This window comes from Kribbella sp. NPDC054772 (genome assembly GCF_053611945.1).
The window spans coordinates 255,980-273,990 of sequence record NZ_JBSHBJ010000004.1 but is presented as its reverse complement, the minus strand read 5'-3'; the positions used below and the strand labels follow the sequence as shown (position 1 = coordinate 273,990).

The window sequence follows — 18,011 nt, the reverse complement described above, 5'->3', positions numbered from 1 at the left end:
TGGCCCTGGGCTGTGGCATGACCTCGCCTCTCGATGGACTACCTGGCGCCGAAGATCGCTATCTCCCATTCCCGGCGTCGCGCCTGGTGATGCGGGTGCCGAAGTCCTGGCCCTTGCGACTCCGCTGGGCGCTGGCGAAGGGCTACCACCTGGGCGGCCTGCACATCGGCGGCGCGATCTGCGGCACCGTCTGGTTCCTCGGGCTCACCGTCCTGGCGATCGGCAAGACCGGCGTGGCACTCCTCTTGGTGTACGTCGTGCAGGCACTACTGCTCCTCGCGATCGTGATGACCTCTCGCCCGAGCGCGCGAACCACACGCCACGACCGCTTCGAGCGGGTGCACCGCTTCGGCGGCTGGTCGCTCTCGGCGTTGTTCTGGATCGGCGCGATCCTGCTCGCCGACGAGCGCCGCAGTACCGAAAGCTTGCCCGCGGCACTCGCGGGTACGCCGGCCGTCTGGGTGCTCGCGCTGACCACGGTCAGCTCGATGCTGCCCTGGATGCTGCTCCGCCGGATCCCGGTCCGGATCATCCGCCCGTCGTCGCACGTCGCGCTGGTACGGACCGGTCGCGGCACACCGATGGCCGGCTCGTCCCGATCGATCTCTCGGCATCCGCTGCGGCAATGGCACAGCTTCGCCGTCATCCCCACGCCCGGTACGGCGGGATTCCGGATGGCGGTGTCCCGCGCCGGCGACTGGACCGGCGACTTCATCGACAACCCGCCGACCCACATCTGGGTCCGCGGCGTCGCGACCGCCGGCATGGCCAACTACGGCATGGTCTTCCGGCACGTGGTGTACGTCGTGACCGGCAGCGGCATCGGTCCGGTCCTCGCGCACATCCTGGCCTCCCGGATCCCGCACAAACTGGTCTGGGTCACCCGCGACCCGGTGAAGACCTACGGTCAGGAACTCGTCGACGAGATCCACGCCGCCCAACCCGACGCGCTGATCTGGGACACCGACACCCACGGCAAACCCGACATGGTGAAGCTGGCCTACTCGGCGTACGCCGCCGCCGGCGCGGAGGCGGTGATCTGCGTGTCCAACCGCAAACTCACCTGGTCCGTGGTCCACGGCCTGGAACGCCTGGGAATCCCGGCCCTCGGCCCGATCTGGGACTCCTGAATTCCCCAGGTCTACGGCGTCGGCGTGGAGGCGGAGTGTTGGAGGTCTACGGCGTCGGGGTGGCCGACGGGGGCGGGGTGTTGGAGCTCGTCGGAGTCGACGACGGCTTCGGGCTCGACGACGTCGGAGTGGACGACGGCGTGGCCGAGGACGACGTCTTGGTCGGAGTGGGGGTCGGCGTCGGCGTGCTCGACGGGGTGGTCGACGGCGTCGCTGACGTGGTCGTCGGGCTGCTCGGGGTCGGCGAACTCGGGGTGGTGCTCGGCGTCGTCGGCGTGTTCGAGGGCGTGGTCGACGTACGTCGGGCCGCCTCGCTCACCTCGCCGCCCTTGGTCGGTGCGGTCGTCGGCGGCGTGGACGGCGTACCGGCACTGGAGCTGGGCGTGGGGCCGACGTCGACGGTCGGAGGCAGGTTGTTCCCGGTGTTGTGCAGTACGACGCCTGTGGTGATAGCGCCGGCCAGCACGAGTACCGCGATGGCGGCGACCATCAGCGGCTTGCGGGATTTCGCGGAGTTCGCGGATTTCGCGGAGTTCGCGAGAAGCGGCGCGGTCGGCTCGACGGCCGGCGTACCGATGGCAGGGGTTTTCGGCGGCGCGCCGGCCAGTGCGGCGGTGGGAAACCATTCCGCCGCAGCGGGCAGTGCGGTGAGCTGTGCGGCCGTCGGCCGGTCTGCCGGATCCTTGGCGAGCATCCGCATCAGCACGCCCTCGAACGGACCCGCCAACTCGGCACGCAACTCGCTCGGACGCACCGGGTCGGTGTCGACGTGCTGATAGAGCACCGCGGTCGGGTGGTCGCCCATGAACGGCGGACGTCCGGTGACGAGCTGGTACAGCACACAACCCAGCGCGTAGACGTCGGACTCGGGGCCGGCCCGCAGACCTCGGGCTCGCTCCGGCGACAGGTAGTGCGGGCTGCCCATGATTTGGCCGGTGGCCGTCAGCTCGTTCGTTTCCGAGCCGGCGATGTGCGCGATCCCGAAGTCGGCGACCTTGATGATGCCGTCCGCCGAGACGAGCAGGTTGCTGGGCTTGATGTCGCGATGGACGACGTTCTGCGCGTGCGCCGCCTCGAGCCCGGCCGCCGCCTGCTCGACGATGGCGACCGAACGCTCCCACGACAGCGGACCGTCAGCGGCCAGCTCGCCGGCGACCGAACGCCCCTCGACGAGCTCCATCACGAGGTAGAAGTTGTCGTCGTACTGCCCGAAGTCGTACACCGCCACGATGTGCGGATCGCTGAGCCGGGCGGCGGCCCGCGCCTCGCGCTGGAACCGCCCCGTGGCCGAGGCGTCGTCGTTCGACCGCAGCATCAGTTTCAGCGCGACCTCACGACCGAGCGCCTCGTCCGTGGCACGGAAGACCTCTCCCATCCCGCCACGTCCGAGGGACGCGCCCAACCGGTACCGCTCCGCAATCAGCATCCGTTCCCCGTACCCACGCAGTTCTGTCGGCAATCCACACGTTTGGATGGCAAACGACCAGGCTACCCAGTGCACAAGGCGTCACCTGATCCGCACCAACCGTGACGACACCGAGCCGGAGGTTTCGACGATGGAACGCATCACCGAATCAGTTGACGTAGAGGTACCGATCGCCCGGGCGTACGGCCAGTGGAACGACATCGCGTCGTTCCCGCAGTACATGGACAGCGTGGACGACGTCCAGGAGTTCGACGGGATCCACTCGCACTGGGTGACCTCGGTCGGCGGGTTCGTCCGGGAGTTCGACGCGACGCTGGTCGAGCAGCAGCCGGGACAGCGGATCGCGTGGACCTGCGACCCGGGGCCGATGATCGGCGGCTCGGTCACCTTCGAACCGCTCGCCAACGGCGACACCACGATCACCATCGAGCTGCAGCTCGACGCCCAGGGGCTGGTGGAGAACTTCGCCGAGAAGACCGGCATCCTGCACCGGATGGTCGTCGCCGACCTCTACCGCTTCAAAGCGACGATCGAGGCCCCGGAGCCGCCTCCGGAGGCCTGACCCAACTGGCGGCGGGGGCGCCCGCCGCCAGCTGGGAGGTCTGGCTACATGGTGTGCCGCAAGGTCAGCGTCACCCGCTTGGTACCGGCGGGCAGACGAACGGTGCCAGCCGACTGGTTCACGGTGGCGCCCTTGACCGAGACGTTGGCGATGTTGTCCCTGAGCGCCGGCAGCTCGATGCTGAAGCCCGCGACGTCGGAGACGGCGCCGGTCAGCTCGATCACCACGCTCTTGCCCGCGGTCGTCAACGTGTAGCCGATGCGACCGCCGTTGGCGACCGGGTACCGGTCGAGCGCGACCTTCTGGTGGGTACGGATCCACTCGTTCGGGATCCCGCGCCCGATGATCACGGTGCGGTCCGAGCGCTCCGCGATCAGCGAGTCGAACAGCACCTTGGTCGCGGTCGACTGACCCCACATGTGCTGGTTCGAGCCACCGCCGCCGCGCGCGTGGTCGATGTTCCACGGCGAGGTCGTACTCGGGTAGTCGACGCCCTCCCACCAGCCGAACGGTCCGCTCTGCGACTTGTCGATCATGAACTGGTACGCCTTGATGCCCAGGTCGCGGTACTGCTCACCACGCAGCGCGGAGCTGCCGTACCCAGCGTTGTAGGCGCTCGAGAAGTACCCGTGCGGATAGCCACCGAAGTTGTAGATGGTGTCCGAGATGTCCTTACGGCGGTCGAACCCGTGCGTGTACGTGTCGTCGATCTTGTCGATCATCGTCCCGGTCTGCTCGGCCCCGAACAGGTACCCGTCCCAGGCCCAGCGTCCGAACAGGAACATCGAGGCCCAGTTCGCGTCCCGCGGGTCCTTCCGCGGCCCGGTCTCGTTCGGCTCGACCATCGAGATCGGGATGTAGTCGAGTCCGTACTGCTGCATCGTCTGGTCGATGCGAGCGGTCGCGACGCGCAGCAGATCGTCGTACTCCGCCTGCGCCCAGGCCGCCTCCGCGGTCTCGCCGAGGGCCGTGGCGATGTAGCGGTAGGTGGTCAGACCAGTGAGCGCGGACCAGTTGTCGATCGTCCAGTAGCCGTGCGAGTCGATCGCGTCGGTCTGTTTGATGATCCCCGTGCCGCCGTCGATCCGGTCGGTCTCGATGGTGTGGGTGTTCTTCTTGATCGTCTCGAACCGGCTGCGCAGGAAGTCCTTGTCGCCGGTGCGCTGCAAGTACAGGGCGTACGGCCAGCTGTACTTCCACTTCGCGTCGTCGTACTGCAGCTGGGCCGGCAGCGTGGACAGGTAGTCCTTCGCGTAGGTGAAGTCGCCGATCGTGAGCAGGGTCGACACGATGCCGATCGTGTCGTGGTCGAACATCTCGTCGTACCCGTTCTCACCGACGTGCAACTGCTTCTCGCCGTTGATGTCGTCGCGGATGATCAGCGTGTAGACGTACCCCGCCTTGTACGCGTTGATCAGCCGCTTGTCGGGCAGGTCGGTGATGTTCGCGATCGCTGACAACCGCGTGTTCCAGTACTGCTTCATGTGGGCGTAGTGCTTGTCGAAACCACCCAGCTGCTGCAGCTGAGTCGCCGACGGCCAGTCGTACGTGCCGTCGAAGCGGTCGGCGGCGACCGCATAGTCGCGCACCACGGTCCGGCCGGGATCGACCGTCGTGACGGTGCCGTTGGTCAACGGTGTCAGCAGGTTCGAGACCTTCGGCAGCCGAGCCACCGCGGAGGTCGTGTTCGTGACCGTCATCCGCGAGTACGCGACCTCGAACCGGTTGCCGCCGACAACCACCAGGTCGGCGAAGTTCTCGACCTTGATCGCCAGCCCGTCCTTGGCGTACTCACTGATGAACGCCGGCAGATACCCCTCGGCATTCGACCACTTGATCTTCCCCGGGATGTTCGGTACGCCGAAGTCGACCATCACATCGCCCCGGCTGCGCAACCGGTAACTACCGTCGATGAATGCGATCGGCGCATTCAGATCGCCCTCCCAACCGAAGGACGACGTCAGCCCGGGATTCGTCACATTGGTGTACTCCGCGTGCGCCGCCGAGGACACCGCTTCGTCGTACGCCGCCTTCAGCAACTGATACGCCAGCCGCAGCCCGTCACGCTGTGCCGAGCCGTCCGCGAGCGTCGCCTTGGCCGCCGCGATCTCGCTGTCCAACTGCTTCTGCGCGGACTCGATCGCGCCGCCCACATCCGCTGCGCTCGCTTGCGGCAGCAGATCCTGGATGAGGCGGCGGTACCCATCCGCCGACGTACCTGCTTGTGTCACACCCGCGAGCGTAACGTTGCCGGAGGCATTCGTCTTGCGGAGCAGCTGGGCGCTGACCCGGGCAGAGTCACCGGCGCCGAGCGTGAGCTCGAAGAGCCTGGTGACCGAGGCGTCGGTGCTGACCAGATCCGTGCTCACGAACGTCGGGGTGGTCGCGCCGTTGAGGTAGACCGAGACCTTCGCGGTCGCGCGCCAGGCTCCGGAGACGAACCGCACCGTCTGGCCGTCCGCCGCAGCCGGGACCGACAGGTCGTAGCCGTACGGGTCGGTCAGGTCGGCGTTCTGGCTCGCTCCGTCGGCGAAGAAGATCCCGCCGTGGCGCGTGCCCGGCTGGGATGCGGTCGGGGTGCCATTCGTCCACGAATAGCTCACCGGGTTGTCGTTCTGCGCGCCGATCGTGCCTCCGGCCTGGCGGTTCGCGACCGCGAGCCGGGGCGTCGAGTCGGGCACACCCGCGCGCCGGTTCACCGTCGCGCCGTCGAGGTGCAGCCAGTCGTCCGGTCCATCGGTCGTGAGGTTCATCGACACCGGCGGAGCGGTCGCGGCCAGGCTGGCATCGGTCGCCGGCTTGATCTGCGACAGTGCGGCGGCAGCCAACGAGAGGTTGCCGGCCGCCTGGAGTTTCGACGCGAACTTGGCCGTGACCACGACGCCTTCGCCCGGGCGGATGGTGACTGTGTAGCGCTTCACCGCCGCCGTACCGCTGGCGGTGAGCTTTGCGGAGTACGCCGTACCGCTGCCGTCGGTTGCTCCGACGGTCAGTGAGCCGGTGGCCTGCCAGATCCCACCCACGAACACCAGGCGTCGTGGCGAGTCCGACGGCGCGACCGTGATCCGGTAGCCGGCGTCGTGGGCCGTCGTGTCGCCCACGGTCGTGGTGTCGTAGTTGAAGACACCACCCGTAGTGACGCCCTTGGCCGACGGGGTGGAAGTTCCGTCCGACCAGTCGAACGACACTGGGCTGTCATTCAGCTCGGTTCGCCCACCAGCGGGGTTGAGGTCGTCGACGGTGATCGCCGGTGTCGCGGCCTTCCGTTCGACGCCCGATCCGGTGACGTGCACCCAGTCGAGGTCGCCGTACGTGGTCAGGTCCATGGCGCCGGCGACCGTGCGGCCGCTCGGGAGGTTCTCGGTGTTCACCACGAACGGGTCGGCCGGCGGAGCTGCCGCCGGGGCTGGCGACGCGGAGATCACCGCGGTCGTCACGAGTGCCCCGGCGGCGATCGCCGCGAGCAGTCTGGGTCCGGCTCTCATCTGATGTCCCTTCAGGCGGGTTGGCACAGTGAACGCACGCCGAAACCCCGCAAAACACAGGCTCGGGCGCGCGTCAGGAAAAGTCGGTACTACGGTTCGCGGGGTCCTCGGAGACTGCTTCCGCGGACGACAAGCTCCGGTTCCAGTAGGACGTGCTGGGGCTCGCGGGGATCGCCCGCCATCAGGCTGTCGACGGCCTGGATCAGTTGCCGGCCGACCTCGTCGATCGGCTGGCGCAACGTGGTCAGTCCGGGGCTCACCAGGGCCGCGGTCGGCGAGTCGTCGTACCCCGTGATCGCGACATCGGCTCCCGGACGCAGTCCCCGTTCGTGCAGGGCTCGCATCACTCCGAGGGCGAGGGTGTCGGATCCGCAGACCAGTGCCGTGGCGGGTCGGGACGCGTCGAGCATTCGGTGCGCGGCCTGGCAGCCGGCCTCGAGTGAGTCCACCACGGCGGCCTGCAGATCGGTCTCCAGTCCGCGCTCGCGGCAGGCGTCGAGCCAGCCTTCCCGGCGGTCCTGGCCGAGCTCGGACCCGGCGACCCAGCCGATGTGGCCGATCCGTCGATGTCCCTGCGCCGCCACGTGGTCGGTCGCGGCGCGGGTACCGGCCCGGCCGTCGACGTCGACCCACGCGACGCTGTCGTCGCCGTCCCAGGACCGGCCGAACGACGCGAACGGCACACCCCAGGACCGCAGCGCGGCGACCCGGTCGTCGTTGTGGTGCGTCTCGGCGAGGATGAACGCGTCGATCGACGTCTTCTTCAACAGGTCCCGGTACGCCTTGATCTCGCCGGCCGGCCCGTCCTCGGCGTGACACAGGATCAGGTGGTAGCCGGCCTCGACCGCGGCCGCGTTCAGCACGTAGAGGAAGTCGTCCATCAGCAGCGAGGCCTTGTCCGGTCGGGACGGCCGCATCTTGAACGCGATCAGCGACGAGCTGCGGTTGCGCAGCGCGCGGGCCGAGAGGTTGGGCTCGTAGCCCAGCTCGGCGACCGCGGCCAGGATCCGCTTCCGGGTCTCGGGCGCGACCCGGTCGGGGTTGTTCAGCGCGTTCGACACCGACTGCGCCGACACCCCGGCCCGCTGCGCCACCTGCACGAGTGTCACGTGCCCGTGCGGAGCGGGTCCGCGGCTGGCGTGCTGCGACTCCGGAACCATCAGCGAATCTCCGTCAGATATTAACGTTAAAAACTATAGCCAGACGCTACGACGCTCACGAGCGAGCCGTCAAGGGCTCAGCGTGTGGAGAAGTTTTAACGCTAGAACTCGCCGGGTCAGGCGTCCGACCGGCGGATCCGCAGGTCGGGCTGGAGCAGCAGCCGGTGCAACGGGCGGGTCGGGTCGTCCAGGCGAGCGACCAGGAGGCGGAGCGCTTCAGCGCCGACGGCCGCGCGCGGCGGCGCGACCGCGGTCAGTGGTGGATCGCAGAGGGCGGCGAGCTGATCGTCGTACGCGACCACCGCGAGGTCCCCCGGCACTGCTACGCCGGCCGCCTTCAGTCGACCGACCAGCGGCAGCGCCAGCGAGTCGTTGTGGACGAGGATCGCGTCCACCTTCCCCGCGCGAACCGCGTCGACCAACTGCCGACTGACGGCGTCCTGCTGCGGAGCCGCGTTCTCCCCCATCGAGATCTCGGGCGCCGACCGCTCCAGGCCGAGCCCGGCCAGGCTCCACTCGTACCCGGCCCGCAACATCGGCGCCGTCACCGTGTCGAAGTGCAGCAGCCCGATCCGCCGATAGCCGAGATCGGCCAGATGCCGTACGGCGAGGTGGGCGCCGTGCTCGTGGTCGGTCGCGACGTGCTCCACCGTTCCCGTGTCCAGACCGACCCGGCGCTCGGCCAGGACCACCGGCACCGGGAGGGACCGCAGCCAGGATTCGGTCTCGGCCGACGTCCGGGGATCCAAGGTCGTCGTCAGCACCAGTCCGTCGGCGCCGGAGGCAAGCAACTGCTCGACCTGCGCACGCTCCTCGGCCTGGTCGTTGCCCGAAACCGTCAGGGTGAGTTGTACGCCGAGTTCGTCCGCCGCCTGTCGCGCCCCACTGATCACCTCGGGGTAGTAGTACGACGGATGCGGCACGACCATGCCGATGCCGTAGCGCTTCCCTGCCCGCGCCTCGGCCCGTTCCGGCGTTGGCCTCGCGGACTCTCCGAGCGGCCAGGTGACCCCGCCGTGCACCCGCTCGACGAGCCCGCGGCGCGCCAGTTCGCGGACGTCGACCCGCACCGTCACGGCAGCGACCCCGAGCTCGTCGGCCAACTCCTGGACCTTCATCGACCCGCGGGCCTCAACCCGCTCGAGGATCGCCTGGTGTCGCTCCGCAGCCTGCATCAATCACCCCTCCTTGCGCGAAACGATATCACTTTGACGGCGAATCTCACCGTGAACGCCCTCTTGACCCACTCGAATCGATATCACATGATCCTTTCGATATCACTTGGGAACGACAGGAGATGCGATGACGGTCAGCAGACGAACACTCCTCGCAGGCGCCGCCCTCTCCCTCGCGAGCGGAGCCCTGACGTCGTGGAGGCCGCGACCGGCATCGGCGGCCACCGTTCCGCCGCTAGCCGACGGCGCGTTCTTCGGCGTCTGGAGTGCGGCCGAGCAACGCTGGACCACGGCCCCGCAGCTCAACTACGCCGACTACCCACTGGCCGACGTCGCTGCCGCCGCCAAGGCAGGTCGGTACGACGACGCCGCGACCGCACTGCTGAAGTACTACCGGAACCGGCCCGCCCGCACCACGGCCGGCTACAGCACCAACGGCTTCTACCCCACCAAGCGCCTGCCGCTCATCGCCGACAACATCTGGTCACTCGGCAAAGGCGAGCTGTACCACTCGACGCTCACCCTCGACACCGCTTCGACAACCGTGACGGTCGACGTGAGCGACCTCGTCACCGCTGATCTGGCGACCGGCAGCATCGGCTTCCTCCTGATGGCTCGGACCAAGTCGTCGGCGATCGCCACCATCGCGAGCCGGCATGCCGCGGCCGGGGCACCCACGCTGCGAGTGACCACCGACGCGGGCGCGATCGACGTACCCGCGGCCGCAAGCACGTACATCGCGGCTGGGGCGGGCGCCGGTACTGCGCATGGTGCCGAGACGCAACTGGTGGTCGCCGATAGTGGCACCGGCCCGTACAGAGATGCGACGCGCAAGGCTTATCTCTCGTTCGACCTGCGTGCCGTGACCGGTACGCCGAAGTCTGCCGAGCTCCGGCTCACCGGGAGCAGCACGATCGCGGGGACGGGCGTGATGGTCTTCGAGGACAAGGAGACCTTCGACGAGACCACGCGGACCTGGAACAACACGATCCAGAACACGTTGTCGTACCAGGGCGATCCGGGCGGGTTCGACTGGACGTGGCCGGCGCACACCGACAAGGAGTGGTACTACCAACTCCCCCGGTTCTACTGGGCCGGGCCAATGGCGGACGCCTACGCGAGCACTCACGACGAGGCTCTCGCCCAGACCATGATCCGCCAGATCCGGGACTTCATCGCCGACGCCGACGCCACCACGTCGCCTGCCGGTGCCGGCAGTTACCCGCGCAATCTCGACGCCGGTATTCGTTCCCAACACTGGGTCTACGCCTACGAGGTGCTCCGGACGAGCCCGTCGCTCGATGCGGCGACCAATACCGCCGTACTCAAGACGCTGGTCCGCGGGCAGGAGTTCCTGCGTACGTCGACGTCCGACACGCCGAACCACGTCTTCTCGTTCATGGCCGCGCTGATCTACGTCGCGGGGTACTTCCCGGAGCTGGCGGGCAGTGCCGGATGGATCGCCGATGCGCAGCGGGTGCTGGGCGAGCAGCTGGCCGCGTCGCTGTACCCGGACGGTGGGTACCGCGAGGCGACGTACAGCTACACGTACGTGACGATGGGAACCTTCCTTGCTGTTGGCAACTTCTGCAAGGCCAACGGGATCGCCTTCACGCCAGGCGCCGACCTGCGGCGCGCGGCCTGGTACGCCGCCGACGGGCTGTACCCGGACGGCACCGGACCGAACTACGGCGACAGCAGCAACGACAACTTCACCGGGTCCCTGAAGAGCCTCGCCGACTACTTCGACGACGACCAGCTCCGCTACGTCGCCGCACTCGGAACCTCGGGTACGGCGCCCGACCACAGCAGCGTGGTCTATCCGGACACCCGGGTGATCGTCCAGCGCACCGGCTGGACGCGCGACGCGTCGTACCTGCGGATGAATCTTGATCGTGGGCCGCACCAACATCCCGACGAACTCGCACTGCAGCTCTACGTCCACGACCGCCCGTTGCTACCGGCCATGGGCGCCTTCACCTACAGCGATGACGCCAAGTCGAACTGGTTGCGGCTGACAACACAGGCCAACACCACAGTGACCATCGACGGCGCCGTACAGGATCCGACCGCCGCGGGCGCTATCGACACTCCGCTCGATGGTTCTTGGGCGACGGTCTCGACCGGCTGGACCGAGGCCACGCCTGGGGTCCGCCACACCCGCACGGTGGTCAGGATCGGTGGTAGATCCGACGGGTTCTGGATCGTGAGTGACGCCCTCGACCCGGCCGACTCCAAGGTGCACGACTACGAGCAGAACTGGCATCTCCTGCCCGATGCGATGCCTGTCCTGGGTGCGGACGGCAGCACGCGTACGGCGTTCGCGTCCGGGACCAACCTGGTGATCGCGCCGCTGATCAAGGACGGCCTGCGCTCGGAGATCAAGGATGGTTACTACTCGGCGCGGTTCTACGAGGTGCAGCCGACCAAGTACGCGAGCTACACCCTGCGCACCGGTGGACCGGTCCGCCTCGCGACGCTACTGCTGCCGGTCCTCCCCGGTCTCCCCCGATCGGCGACCGCGACAGCCGTCACGGCAGACCCACGACTGCTCCGTCTCGACCTGACCGGCAAGACCGCCTTCATCTGGCTCGGCAGTGCGACAAGCACGACCGGGTCCACGTTCGACGCATCCTTCGGGTACGTCGAGAACGCGGCCGGACTGACCCGCGTACTTGCGGACCAGTGGACCAAGGTCGGCACAACCGGCCGCGCCGTCCTGAGTGCCGACCGACGCCTGGGCCCCACAGCGGTCCTCCTGGACCGACCGAACCGCACCGTGACCGTCGAGACAGCCGAAGCACCCGGCGCAACCCTCGCCATCGACGCCCCCTGGGCCCAAACCGTCACCCTGAACGGCACCCCGCGAACCCCGCGCCGAACAGCCGCCCACCTCGAACTCCCCCTGCACTGAGGAGACACTCATGCCCAATCCCCTGATCGGTCGGCGGCTCGTGCTGCAGGCCGGACTGGCTGCCGCCGTTGGTGTCAGCGCGACGACAACCGCGAACGCCTCGGGTCCCGAGGTGCTGGATCTCGGTCCTGCTGTGGTGCAGTTCGCGTTGATGAGCGGGGTGACGATCGGCGACATCGTGTACGTCGGTTCGCGCAACCTGGAGCCGGCCACGATCATCGCCGTCCACCTGCCCACCGGAAAGGTCATCGGGCAAACCGCACTCGGCACCGGCTACTCCATCCAGGCCCTCGCCGCCGACCCCTCCGGCCCCTACCTGTACGCCGGAGTGCTCCAGAAAGCCGCCAGCCCCGCGAACCTGTACCGCTGGGACACCCGCTCACTCGACAAACCGGCCGAGGCAGTCGGCCGGATCGACGACCGCGACGTACGGGATCTCGCCGTGGCGCCTGATGGTGTCGTGTACGCCGTGGGCAGCGCCGGCGCGACGGCTCCGGCACTGTGGCAGTACGACCCCGCGACCGGAACCGTCAGCAACTTGGGCATCCCGGACGCGAACTCGACCACCGCACTCGCCGTCGCAGCCACGGACTCCACCGTCTTCTTCGGTGCAGGCAGCACGCTCAGCGGCGGCGGAAGCGCGAGCCGGGCGTCGCTCTTCGCATACGACCGATCAGCCAGAACCTTCACGCTCATCACGCCGCCGGAGCTTCAGCGCGACCCGAGTGTGCGCGAGCTGGCGGTCCTCGGTGACAAACTCGTCGTCGGTAGCGCGGGCGGTCTCGAGCCGTCGAAGGTCGCGCTCCTCGACCTCGCCGACGTGTCGTCGTACTCGGTCGCGACCTCCATCGGCAAGACCGCCAAGAAGTTCGCCGCCGTCGGCACCAACGTGTACTTCGCCAACGAGTCGAGCCTGCTGGCGTACGACACGACCGCCAACACGATCAGCCCGGTCGAGTTCGACGGGCCGGCGCTCGGCGAGATCTGGGGTGTCGACGCCCGCAACGGAACCGTCGTCGTGACGTCAGCGTTCGGTTTCCTGGCCGAGATCGACCCGCAAGCCAAGACGTCGACTGTCGTCGAGCTCGCCGAGGCCGGCGCCCCGCTGTCTCCGCAGACCGTGATGGGTATCGCCGCGGGCGGCGGCTACGTGTACGTCGGTGGTACCGGCACGATCGCGCGGCACACCCTGCGCAACGGTGACGTCCTCAACCTGCGCGCACCGGGCGAGGCCAAGGACGCCGTCGTTGTCGATCACGTCCTCTTCACCGGGCAGTACAGCTCGGAAGGAATCTGGCGGTACGACCCGCGCGACGGCGCACCGATCCGTCGTACCGCTGCCTTCCCTGCCGCCCAGGATCGCCCTCTCGACGTGGCCTGGGATGCCGTGAACGGGCTGGTCCTCGTCGGCGTCCAGGCGGACACCGAAGGCGGCGGCTCGTTCTGGACGTACGACCGTCGTACCGAGCGGACCCAGTGCTTCGTCAACCCGATCGACGCCGCGCAATGCGTCCGCGCGGTCGCGACACGGGACGGCGTGGCGTACCTCGGTGGTGACAACGGCGGCGGCGCCGGACCGCGCAGCACGATCGTTGCCTTCGACCCCGTTGCGGGCCGGGAGCTCTGGCGCCTCGACCCGCAACAGACCGCTGGCGTCGCCGCTCTCGCCACCCGCGGCCGCCATCTCTACGGGCTCTCCCGCGCGGGCGGCCTGTTCGTCGTCGACCTCCCCACGCGCAAGGTGATCCATCGCGCGGACGTTCGCTCGGTCAGCAACGGCTTCGCGGCTGTCGTGACCAATCGCGGGGTTGTGTACGGCGCATCCGACACCACCGTCTTCCGCATCGACCCGAAGACCTTCGCCGTCAGCACCGTCGTCGCCGGCATCAACGGCGCCTGGTACAGCGGCCCGCACATCACCAACGACGAGTCCGGCCACCTCTACACCATGCGAGCCCGCAACCTCGTCCGCATCACGGATAGCTAGTGCAGCCAGCTAGTGCAGCGTGTAGCCGCCGTCGATCACGAGCACCGAGCCGGTCATGAAGCTGGAGGCGTCGGAGGCGAGGAAGACGACGGTCGGCGCGATCTCCTCCGGTACGGCGTACCGCTGCATCGGCGCGTCGTCGATCCACCAGGCCTTGAACCGCGGCTCGTCCACCGGCGCCATCTCGGTCTTCACGTAGCCGGGGGCGACCGCGTTCACCCGGATGTTCAACGGCGCCCACTCGGCGGCCAGCGACTTGGTCAACTGGTGCACCGCCGCCTTGGACGCGTTGTACGCCGGCTGCCACTGCGGCCGGTTCACGATCTGCGCCGAGATCGACCCGATGTTCACGATCGTGCCGCCGCGGCCAGCGCGTTCGCTGCCTCTCGACTCGCCGCGACGTCCCGGGCGCCGATCACCACATCGGCGCCGGCCTCCGCCAGACCGGCGGCGAAGGCTCGCCCGAGCCCTCGATATCCGCCGGTCACCAGCGCCGTACGTCCAGCCAGCGAGAACTTGTCCAGGATTGTCATCGGGTCATTGTTGTCTTGTTGGCCAGATGGAGGCGAGGTGGTGGAGGGTGAGGGACTGCAAATTCAGGGGCTCGGTGGTGGTCAGTTCGACGGCGTCGCCGGTCGCGGTGTCGAAGTCGACGTTGTAGCAGGCGTAGTACGCGCCGCCGCCCGCGAAAACCGCCAGCTGGCCGCGATCCACGAGCAGGCGGAGGGTGACGGTCCCGTCCTCCGCCGGTGGCAGTGGTACGCCGTCCAGTTGTCCGGCGGCCACGTCGTACCGAGCCTCGCGGACCGCTGTGCCGTCCGGTCCGGTCCGCAGCCGGAACGCGAACGTGCCGGCCATCGTCCCCGCCAGATCGAACGTTGCCTCCAGCTCGTAACTGGTCGCGGTGCCGGCGACGAGCATGGTGCTGCCGCCGGCCAGGACCTGCGGCTCCACAGCGATCGCCGCCGTGCGCAGCGATTCGATCTCGTCGACCGGCGTACTGAAGATCCGTGGACCGTCAGCGGTCGCGACCAACCGCTGCTCGACCGGGAAGCTGGCGTTCCCGGTCCACACCGAGCCGCGGTTCTGCCCCTGCCAGGCCAACGTCACGACCCGCCCGTCGGGCAGGTTGTCGAACGACTGGGCCGCGTAGTAGTCACTGCCCGCGCTGCCTGGATTCGCCGAGATCGTGCGGGGCTCCGTCCAGTCCGTGCGGAAGTCGCGACCGTCGAAGTCGCCGACGACGTACGAGCCGCGGGCGTCCCGCAGTACCCAGTACTCCGTGTCGTCCAACCGCATCACCGTGACGTCAGGGCATTCGAAGAACCAGTCCGCGACGTACCGCCCGGTCCGCTCCCACTGCCGCAGATCCTTGGAGACGAAGAAGTCCACGCCGTTGCCGTCGTTGTCCGACCAGACCGCCATCACCCACGCATCGCTCGCCTCGTGCCGTACGACCTTCGGATCGCGGCTCTCGCGGCCACTCGGCTGCGCGATCACGCGACCTTCGTCGTACGCCGTGAACGTCCGGCCGCCGTCGAGACTGAAGAACATCCGCACACCCTGCGTCCCGCTGAAGACCAGGAGCGGATCGTGCTCGCCGTCCTTGAGCCCCGAGGTGTTGTGTACGTCGACCACGCCGCCGCCGGACCACAGGTCGCCCGGATGACGCTTCGGGTCGAGCGCGATCGGCTGCTGCTCCCAGTGCACCAGGTCGGGACTGGTCGCGTGACCCCAGTGCATCGTGTCCCAGACGAGACTGTCCGGAGCGTGCTGGAAGAAGAGGTGATACGTCCCGCGGTAGTACAGCAGGCCGTTCGGGTCGTTCATCCAGCCGCGTCGCGGGCTGAAGTGGAACTGGCCACGGTTGGGCTCGAGGTAGTCGGTCACAGGAGGCCTTTCTAACGGGGGCGGCGGTACTCGCGGGCCGGCAGCGGGACGGGTTCGTTGTCGCCACCCGGCACCTGGTACCAGTAGGCGACGCTGCAGATGTCGTCGCTGCGTTCGAAGTGCCCGTGGTCCCACGCACCGATCTGTTGCAGCGTGACCTTCAGCCGCTCGTGGAAGAGCACCGGGTCGGGCAGGTGCCAGCGGTACATCCCGTGCGACTGCAGCGTGTCCGCGACGAACGGCGAGTGCCCGGTGGTGTCCTGCGCCGAGTAGAACGGATACCCGCAGTACGGCGCGCTGAAGGTCAAGGGCACCGGTGGTGGGTCGGCACGCAGCGCGTCCTGGAACGCCCAGGCCCCGCCGGCGTAATCCTCGAGACCCGTGCTGCACTGCGTCGGGTACTCGTCGTCGGCGTCGATGTAGAACTTGACCTCGCCCTCACCCCACCAGAACCGCTCGAGCGCGGTCAGCCCGATGTACGTGCCGACGTACGTGCCTCTGCCGGTGACGCCGTCGAGGATGACGTGATCCTGACCGAGCTCGGTCGAGGCGTTGCTGCGTCGCCAGGACGCGTGGAACAACGCGGTGTCCTCAGGCAGCTCGTCGCCGACCGTGTAGTCGATCTGGTAGTAGATCCCGCCGACCGGGCCGGGGTGCTCGCTCGTCAGCTCGATCCGCGCGTGCCGTCGGAACGGCATCGGGAAGTAGCAGTTCAGTCCGCCGGTCGGTGCGACCACGATGGGTTCGGAGGTGACGAGCGCGCGCTGGCCGAAGCCGTTGCAGAAGAAGTCGCCGAGCGGTACTTCGACCGCCGGGTGCTCGTCGTCGTCCCACCACATCCGCAGGACGAGATCACGCAGTACCCAGGGCCCGGCCGCGGTCTTGTCGGGGACGGTCATCCAGAGGTGCCGGATCGCCCCAGGACCGCTGATGTCGGCGAGCACCGCGGTCTGCCCGGACTCGAGATCGATCGCCGGTCGGCCCTTCCGGGACGGCCCGAGCGCCGACGCGGCGGTCGCCGCCTGCCCCGGTGCGCCGGTCGGGTTCTCGGCGTTGATCGACCGGCTCCGGCGTCCGCCGGGTGACCTGGTCAGCGCTGCCCAATCGGTCATCCGTTCCGGCACCAACTCTCGCTGCGTCGAAGCACCTAACAGGAGTTAGGTCGCGTCTACCTAACAGGTGTTAGCTCGACTGTGTCAATGCTCGGTCGGCTCAGCTGGGTGGAGGTTCCGCGAGCGTGCCGCGGACGACGGGCAGGCACGGGATCTTCTCGGTGCCGCCGGACGGGCGGGGCTCACCGGCGAGGCGGGCCAGCAGGTCCGCGGTGGCGCGCCGCCCCATCTCGCGGTGCGGCAGGGCGATCGTCGTGATCCCCGGCGGTACGTCGGCGGCGAGGATCTGCTCGTCGTCGTACCCGATCACCGACAGGTCGCTCGGCACCGACAGGCCGAGCGACGCGGCGGCCAGGATGACGCCGATCGCGCCGCGGTCGTTGGCGGCCAGGATCGTGGTCGGGCGGTCCGGGCGACAGAGCAGTTCGAGAGCGGCGGCGTGGTTCGTCCCGACGCTGTAGCGGGCCTGCACGACGGTGCCGTCCACGGGTAGACCGGCTGCGTTCATCGCCGCGGTGAAGCCCCGGACCCGTCGCTGGGTCGCGGGCGACCCCGGGTCGCCGGTGATGAAGGCGATCTGCCGGTGACCGGCGTCGATCGCGAGCTCGGCCGCGGCCCGGCCGCCCGCCTCGTCGTCGGGGACGAACGCCGGCAGCGAGTCGTCGGCGACGAAGGCGTTCGCCAGGACCAGTGGCACGCCCGGCGGCGCGTCGAGTGCGTCCAGTTGCCGCAGTCCGGCCTCGGCGTAGATCAACCCGTCGACGTCGCGGGCGCGCAGCGTGGTCATCGCGCCGTCCACGTAGTCGGGGTGCTGCCAGGTGTCGATGGTGAGGATCATGTACCCGGCCTCGAGCGCCAGGTCGCTGGCCGCCGACAACAGCGGCCCGGCGAACGGGGCGCTCGCGATCGCATCGGTGACGAGCCCGATGGTCGCGGTCCGTTGCCGGCGCAGGTTCACGGCCGAGGCGTTCGGCACGTAGCCCAGCTCACGGGCGACCGCCCGGATCCGAGCCTGCTTCTCCGCGTCGACCATCCCGTCTCCGCGGCCGTTGAGCACCAGCGACACCGACGACCGGGACACTCCGGTCGCCTTCGCGACGTCGGTCGACGTCACGCGCCGCTTGCTCATACTCCCCCTCGCCGTCTGGGATGCCGCCGCGCGGCCAGCAT

13 protein-coding genes are annotated in these 18,011 nt (G+C 68.7%); 4 read left to right on the top strand and 9 right to left on the bottom strand.

Translation table 11 applies throughout. The annotated features are described in order from the left end of the window. Positions 1–95 precede the first annotated feature (95 nt). On the top strand, positions 96–1,130 hold the full coding sequence (locus ACWGID_RS09410; protein ID WP_452195932.1) for a hypothetical protein: 1,035 nt from the start codon (positions 96–98) through the stop codon (positions 1,128–1,130). Positions 1,131–1,176: 46 nt separating this feature from the next. Here ACWGID_RS09410 and ACWGID_RS09405 read toward each other — a convergent pair whose 3' ends face one another. After that, positions 1,177–2,556: a protein kinase domain-containing protein gene (locus ACWGID_RS09405; RefSeq protein WP_452195931.1), complete on the bottom strand. Its 1,380-nt coding sequence runs from the start codon at positions 2,554–2,556 to the stop codon at positions 1,177–1,179. Between the two features lie 130 nt (positions 2,557–2,686). Here ACWGID_RS09405 and ACWGID_RS09400 point away from each other — a divergent pair, with 130 nt between their 5' ends. Then, entirely contained in the window at positions 2,687–3,118 is a 432-nt protein-coding gene (locus tag ACWGID_RS09400) for an SRPBCC family protein (RefSeq protein ID WP_452195930.1), read from the top strand. Between the two features lie 44 nt (positions 3,119–3,162). On the opposite strand, the gene ACWGID_RS09395 is transcribed toward ACWGID_RS09400, so the two are convergent. The 3 genes from ACWGID_RS09395 to ACWGID_RS09385 form a co-directional block, all read right to left on the bottom strand. Then, positions 3,163–6,603: a sugar-binding protein gene (locus tag ACWGID_RS09395; RefSeq protein ID WP_452195929.1), complete on the bottom strand. Its 3,441-nt coding sequence runs from the start codon at positions 6,601–6,603 to the stop codon at positions 3,163–3,165. An 89-nt stretch (positions 6,604–6,692) separates the two neighbouring features. Continuing rightward, the gene (locus ACWGID_RS09390) at positions 6,693–7,763 is read right to left on the bottom strand and encodes a LacI family DNA-binding transcriptional regulator (protein WP_452195928.1); all 1,071 of its coding nucleotides are present in this window, start codon (positions 7,761–7,763) and stop codon (positions 6,693–6,695) included. A 116-nt stretch (positions 7,764–7,879) separates the two neighbouring features. After that, the gene (locus ACWGID_RS09385) at positions 7,880–8,938 is read right to left on the bottom strand and encodes a substrate-binding domain-containing protein (protein WP_452195927.1); all 1,059 of its coding nucleotides are present in this window, start codon (positions 8,936–8,938) and stop codon (positions 7,880–7,882) included. Positions 8,939–9,065: 127 nt separating this feature from the next. On the opposite strand from ACWGID_RS09385, the gene ACWGID_RS09380 reads away from it, so the two are divergent. Then, the gene (locus tag ACWGID_RS09380; RefSeq protein ID WP_452195926.1) at positions 9,066–11,852 is read left to right on the top strand and encodes a heparinase II/III family protein; all 2,787 of its coding nucleotides are present in this window, start codon (positions 9,066–9,068) and stop codon (positions 11,850–11,852) included. A gap of 10 nt (positions 11,853–11,862) precedes the next feature. Further along, positions 11,863–13,839 (top strand): outer membrane protein assembly factor BamB family protein, encoded by a 1,977-nt coding sequence (locus ACWGID_RS09375; protein WP_452195925.1) that lies wholly within the window; start codon positions 11,863–11,865, stop codon positions 13,837–13,839. 9 nt (positions 13,840–13,848) lie between these two features. On the opposite strand, the gene ACWGID_RS09370 is transcribed toward ACWGID_RS09375, so the two are convergent. From ACWGID_RS09370 to ACWGID_RS09350, 5 genes are all read right to left on the bottom strand, one after another. Further along, complete coding sequence (locus ACWGID_RS09370) at positions 13,849–14,190, bottom strand: SDR family NAD(P)-dependent oxidoreductase (protein ID WP_452195924.1); 342 nt, start codon at positions 14,188–14,190, stop codon at positions 13,849–13,851. Beyond that, positions 14,187–14,372 carry an SDR family NAD(P)-dependent oxidoreductase gene (locus tag ACWGID_RS09365; protein WP_452195923.1) on the bottom strand — a complete coding sequence of 62 codons (186 nt, stop codon included), beginning with the start codon at positions 14,370–14,372 and terminating at the stop codon, positions 14,187–14,189. The genes ACWGID_RS09370 and ACWGID_RS09365 overlap by 4 nt, the downstream gene beginning before the upstream one ends. A gap of 4 nt (positions 14,373–14,376) precedes the next feature. Further along, complete coding sequence (locus ACWGID_RS09360) at positions 14,377–15,729, bottom strand: glycoside hydrolase family 32 protein (protein ID WP_452195922.1); 1,353 nt, start codon at positions 15,727–15,729, stop codon at positions 14,377–14,379. Between the two features lie 11 nt (positions 15,730–15,740). Then, positions 15,741–16,841, bottom strand: a complete 1,101-nt coding sequence (locus tag ACWGID_RS09355; RefSeq protein ID WP_452195921.1) for a glycoside hydrolase family 172 protein — start codon at positions 16,839–16,841, stop codon at positions 15,741–15,743. Between the two features lie 100 nt (positions 16,842–16,941). Further along, a complete protein-coding gene (locus ACWGID_RS09350) occupies positions 16,942–17,970 on the bottom strand; it encodes a LacI family DNA-binding transcriptional regulator (protein ID WP_452195920.1) in 1,029 nt (342 codons plus the stop codon). Between the last annotated feature and the right edge of the window lie 41 nt (positions 17,971–18,011).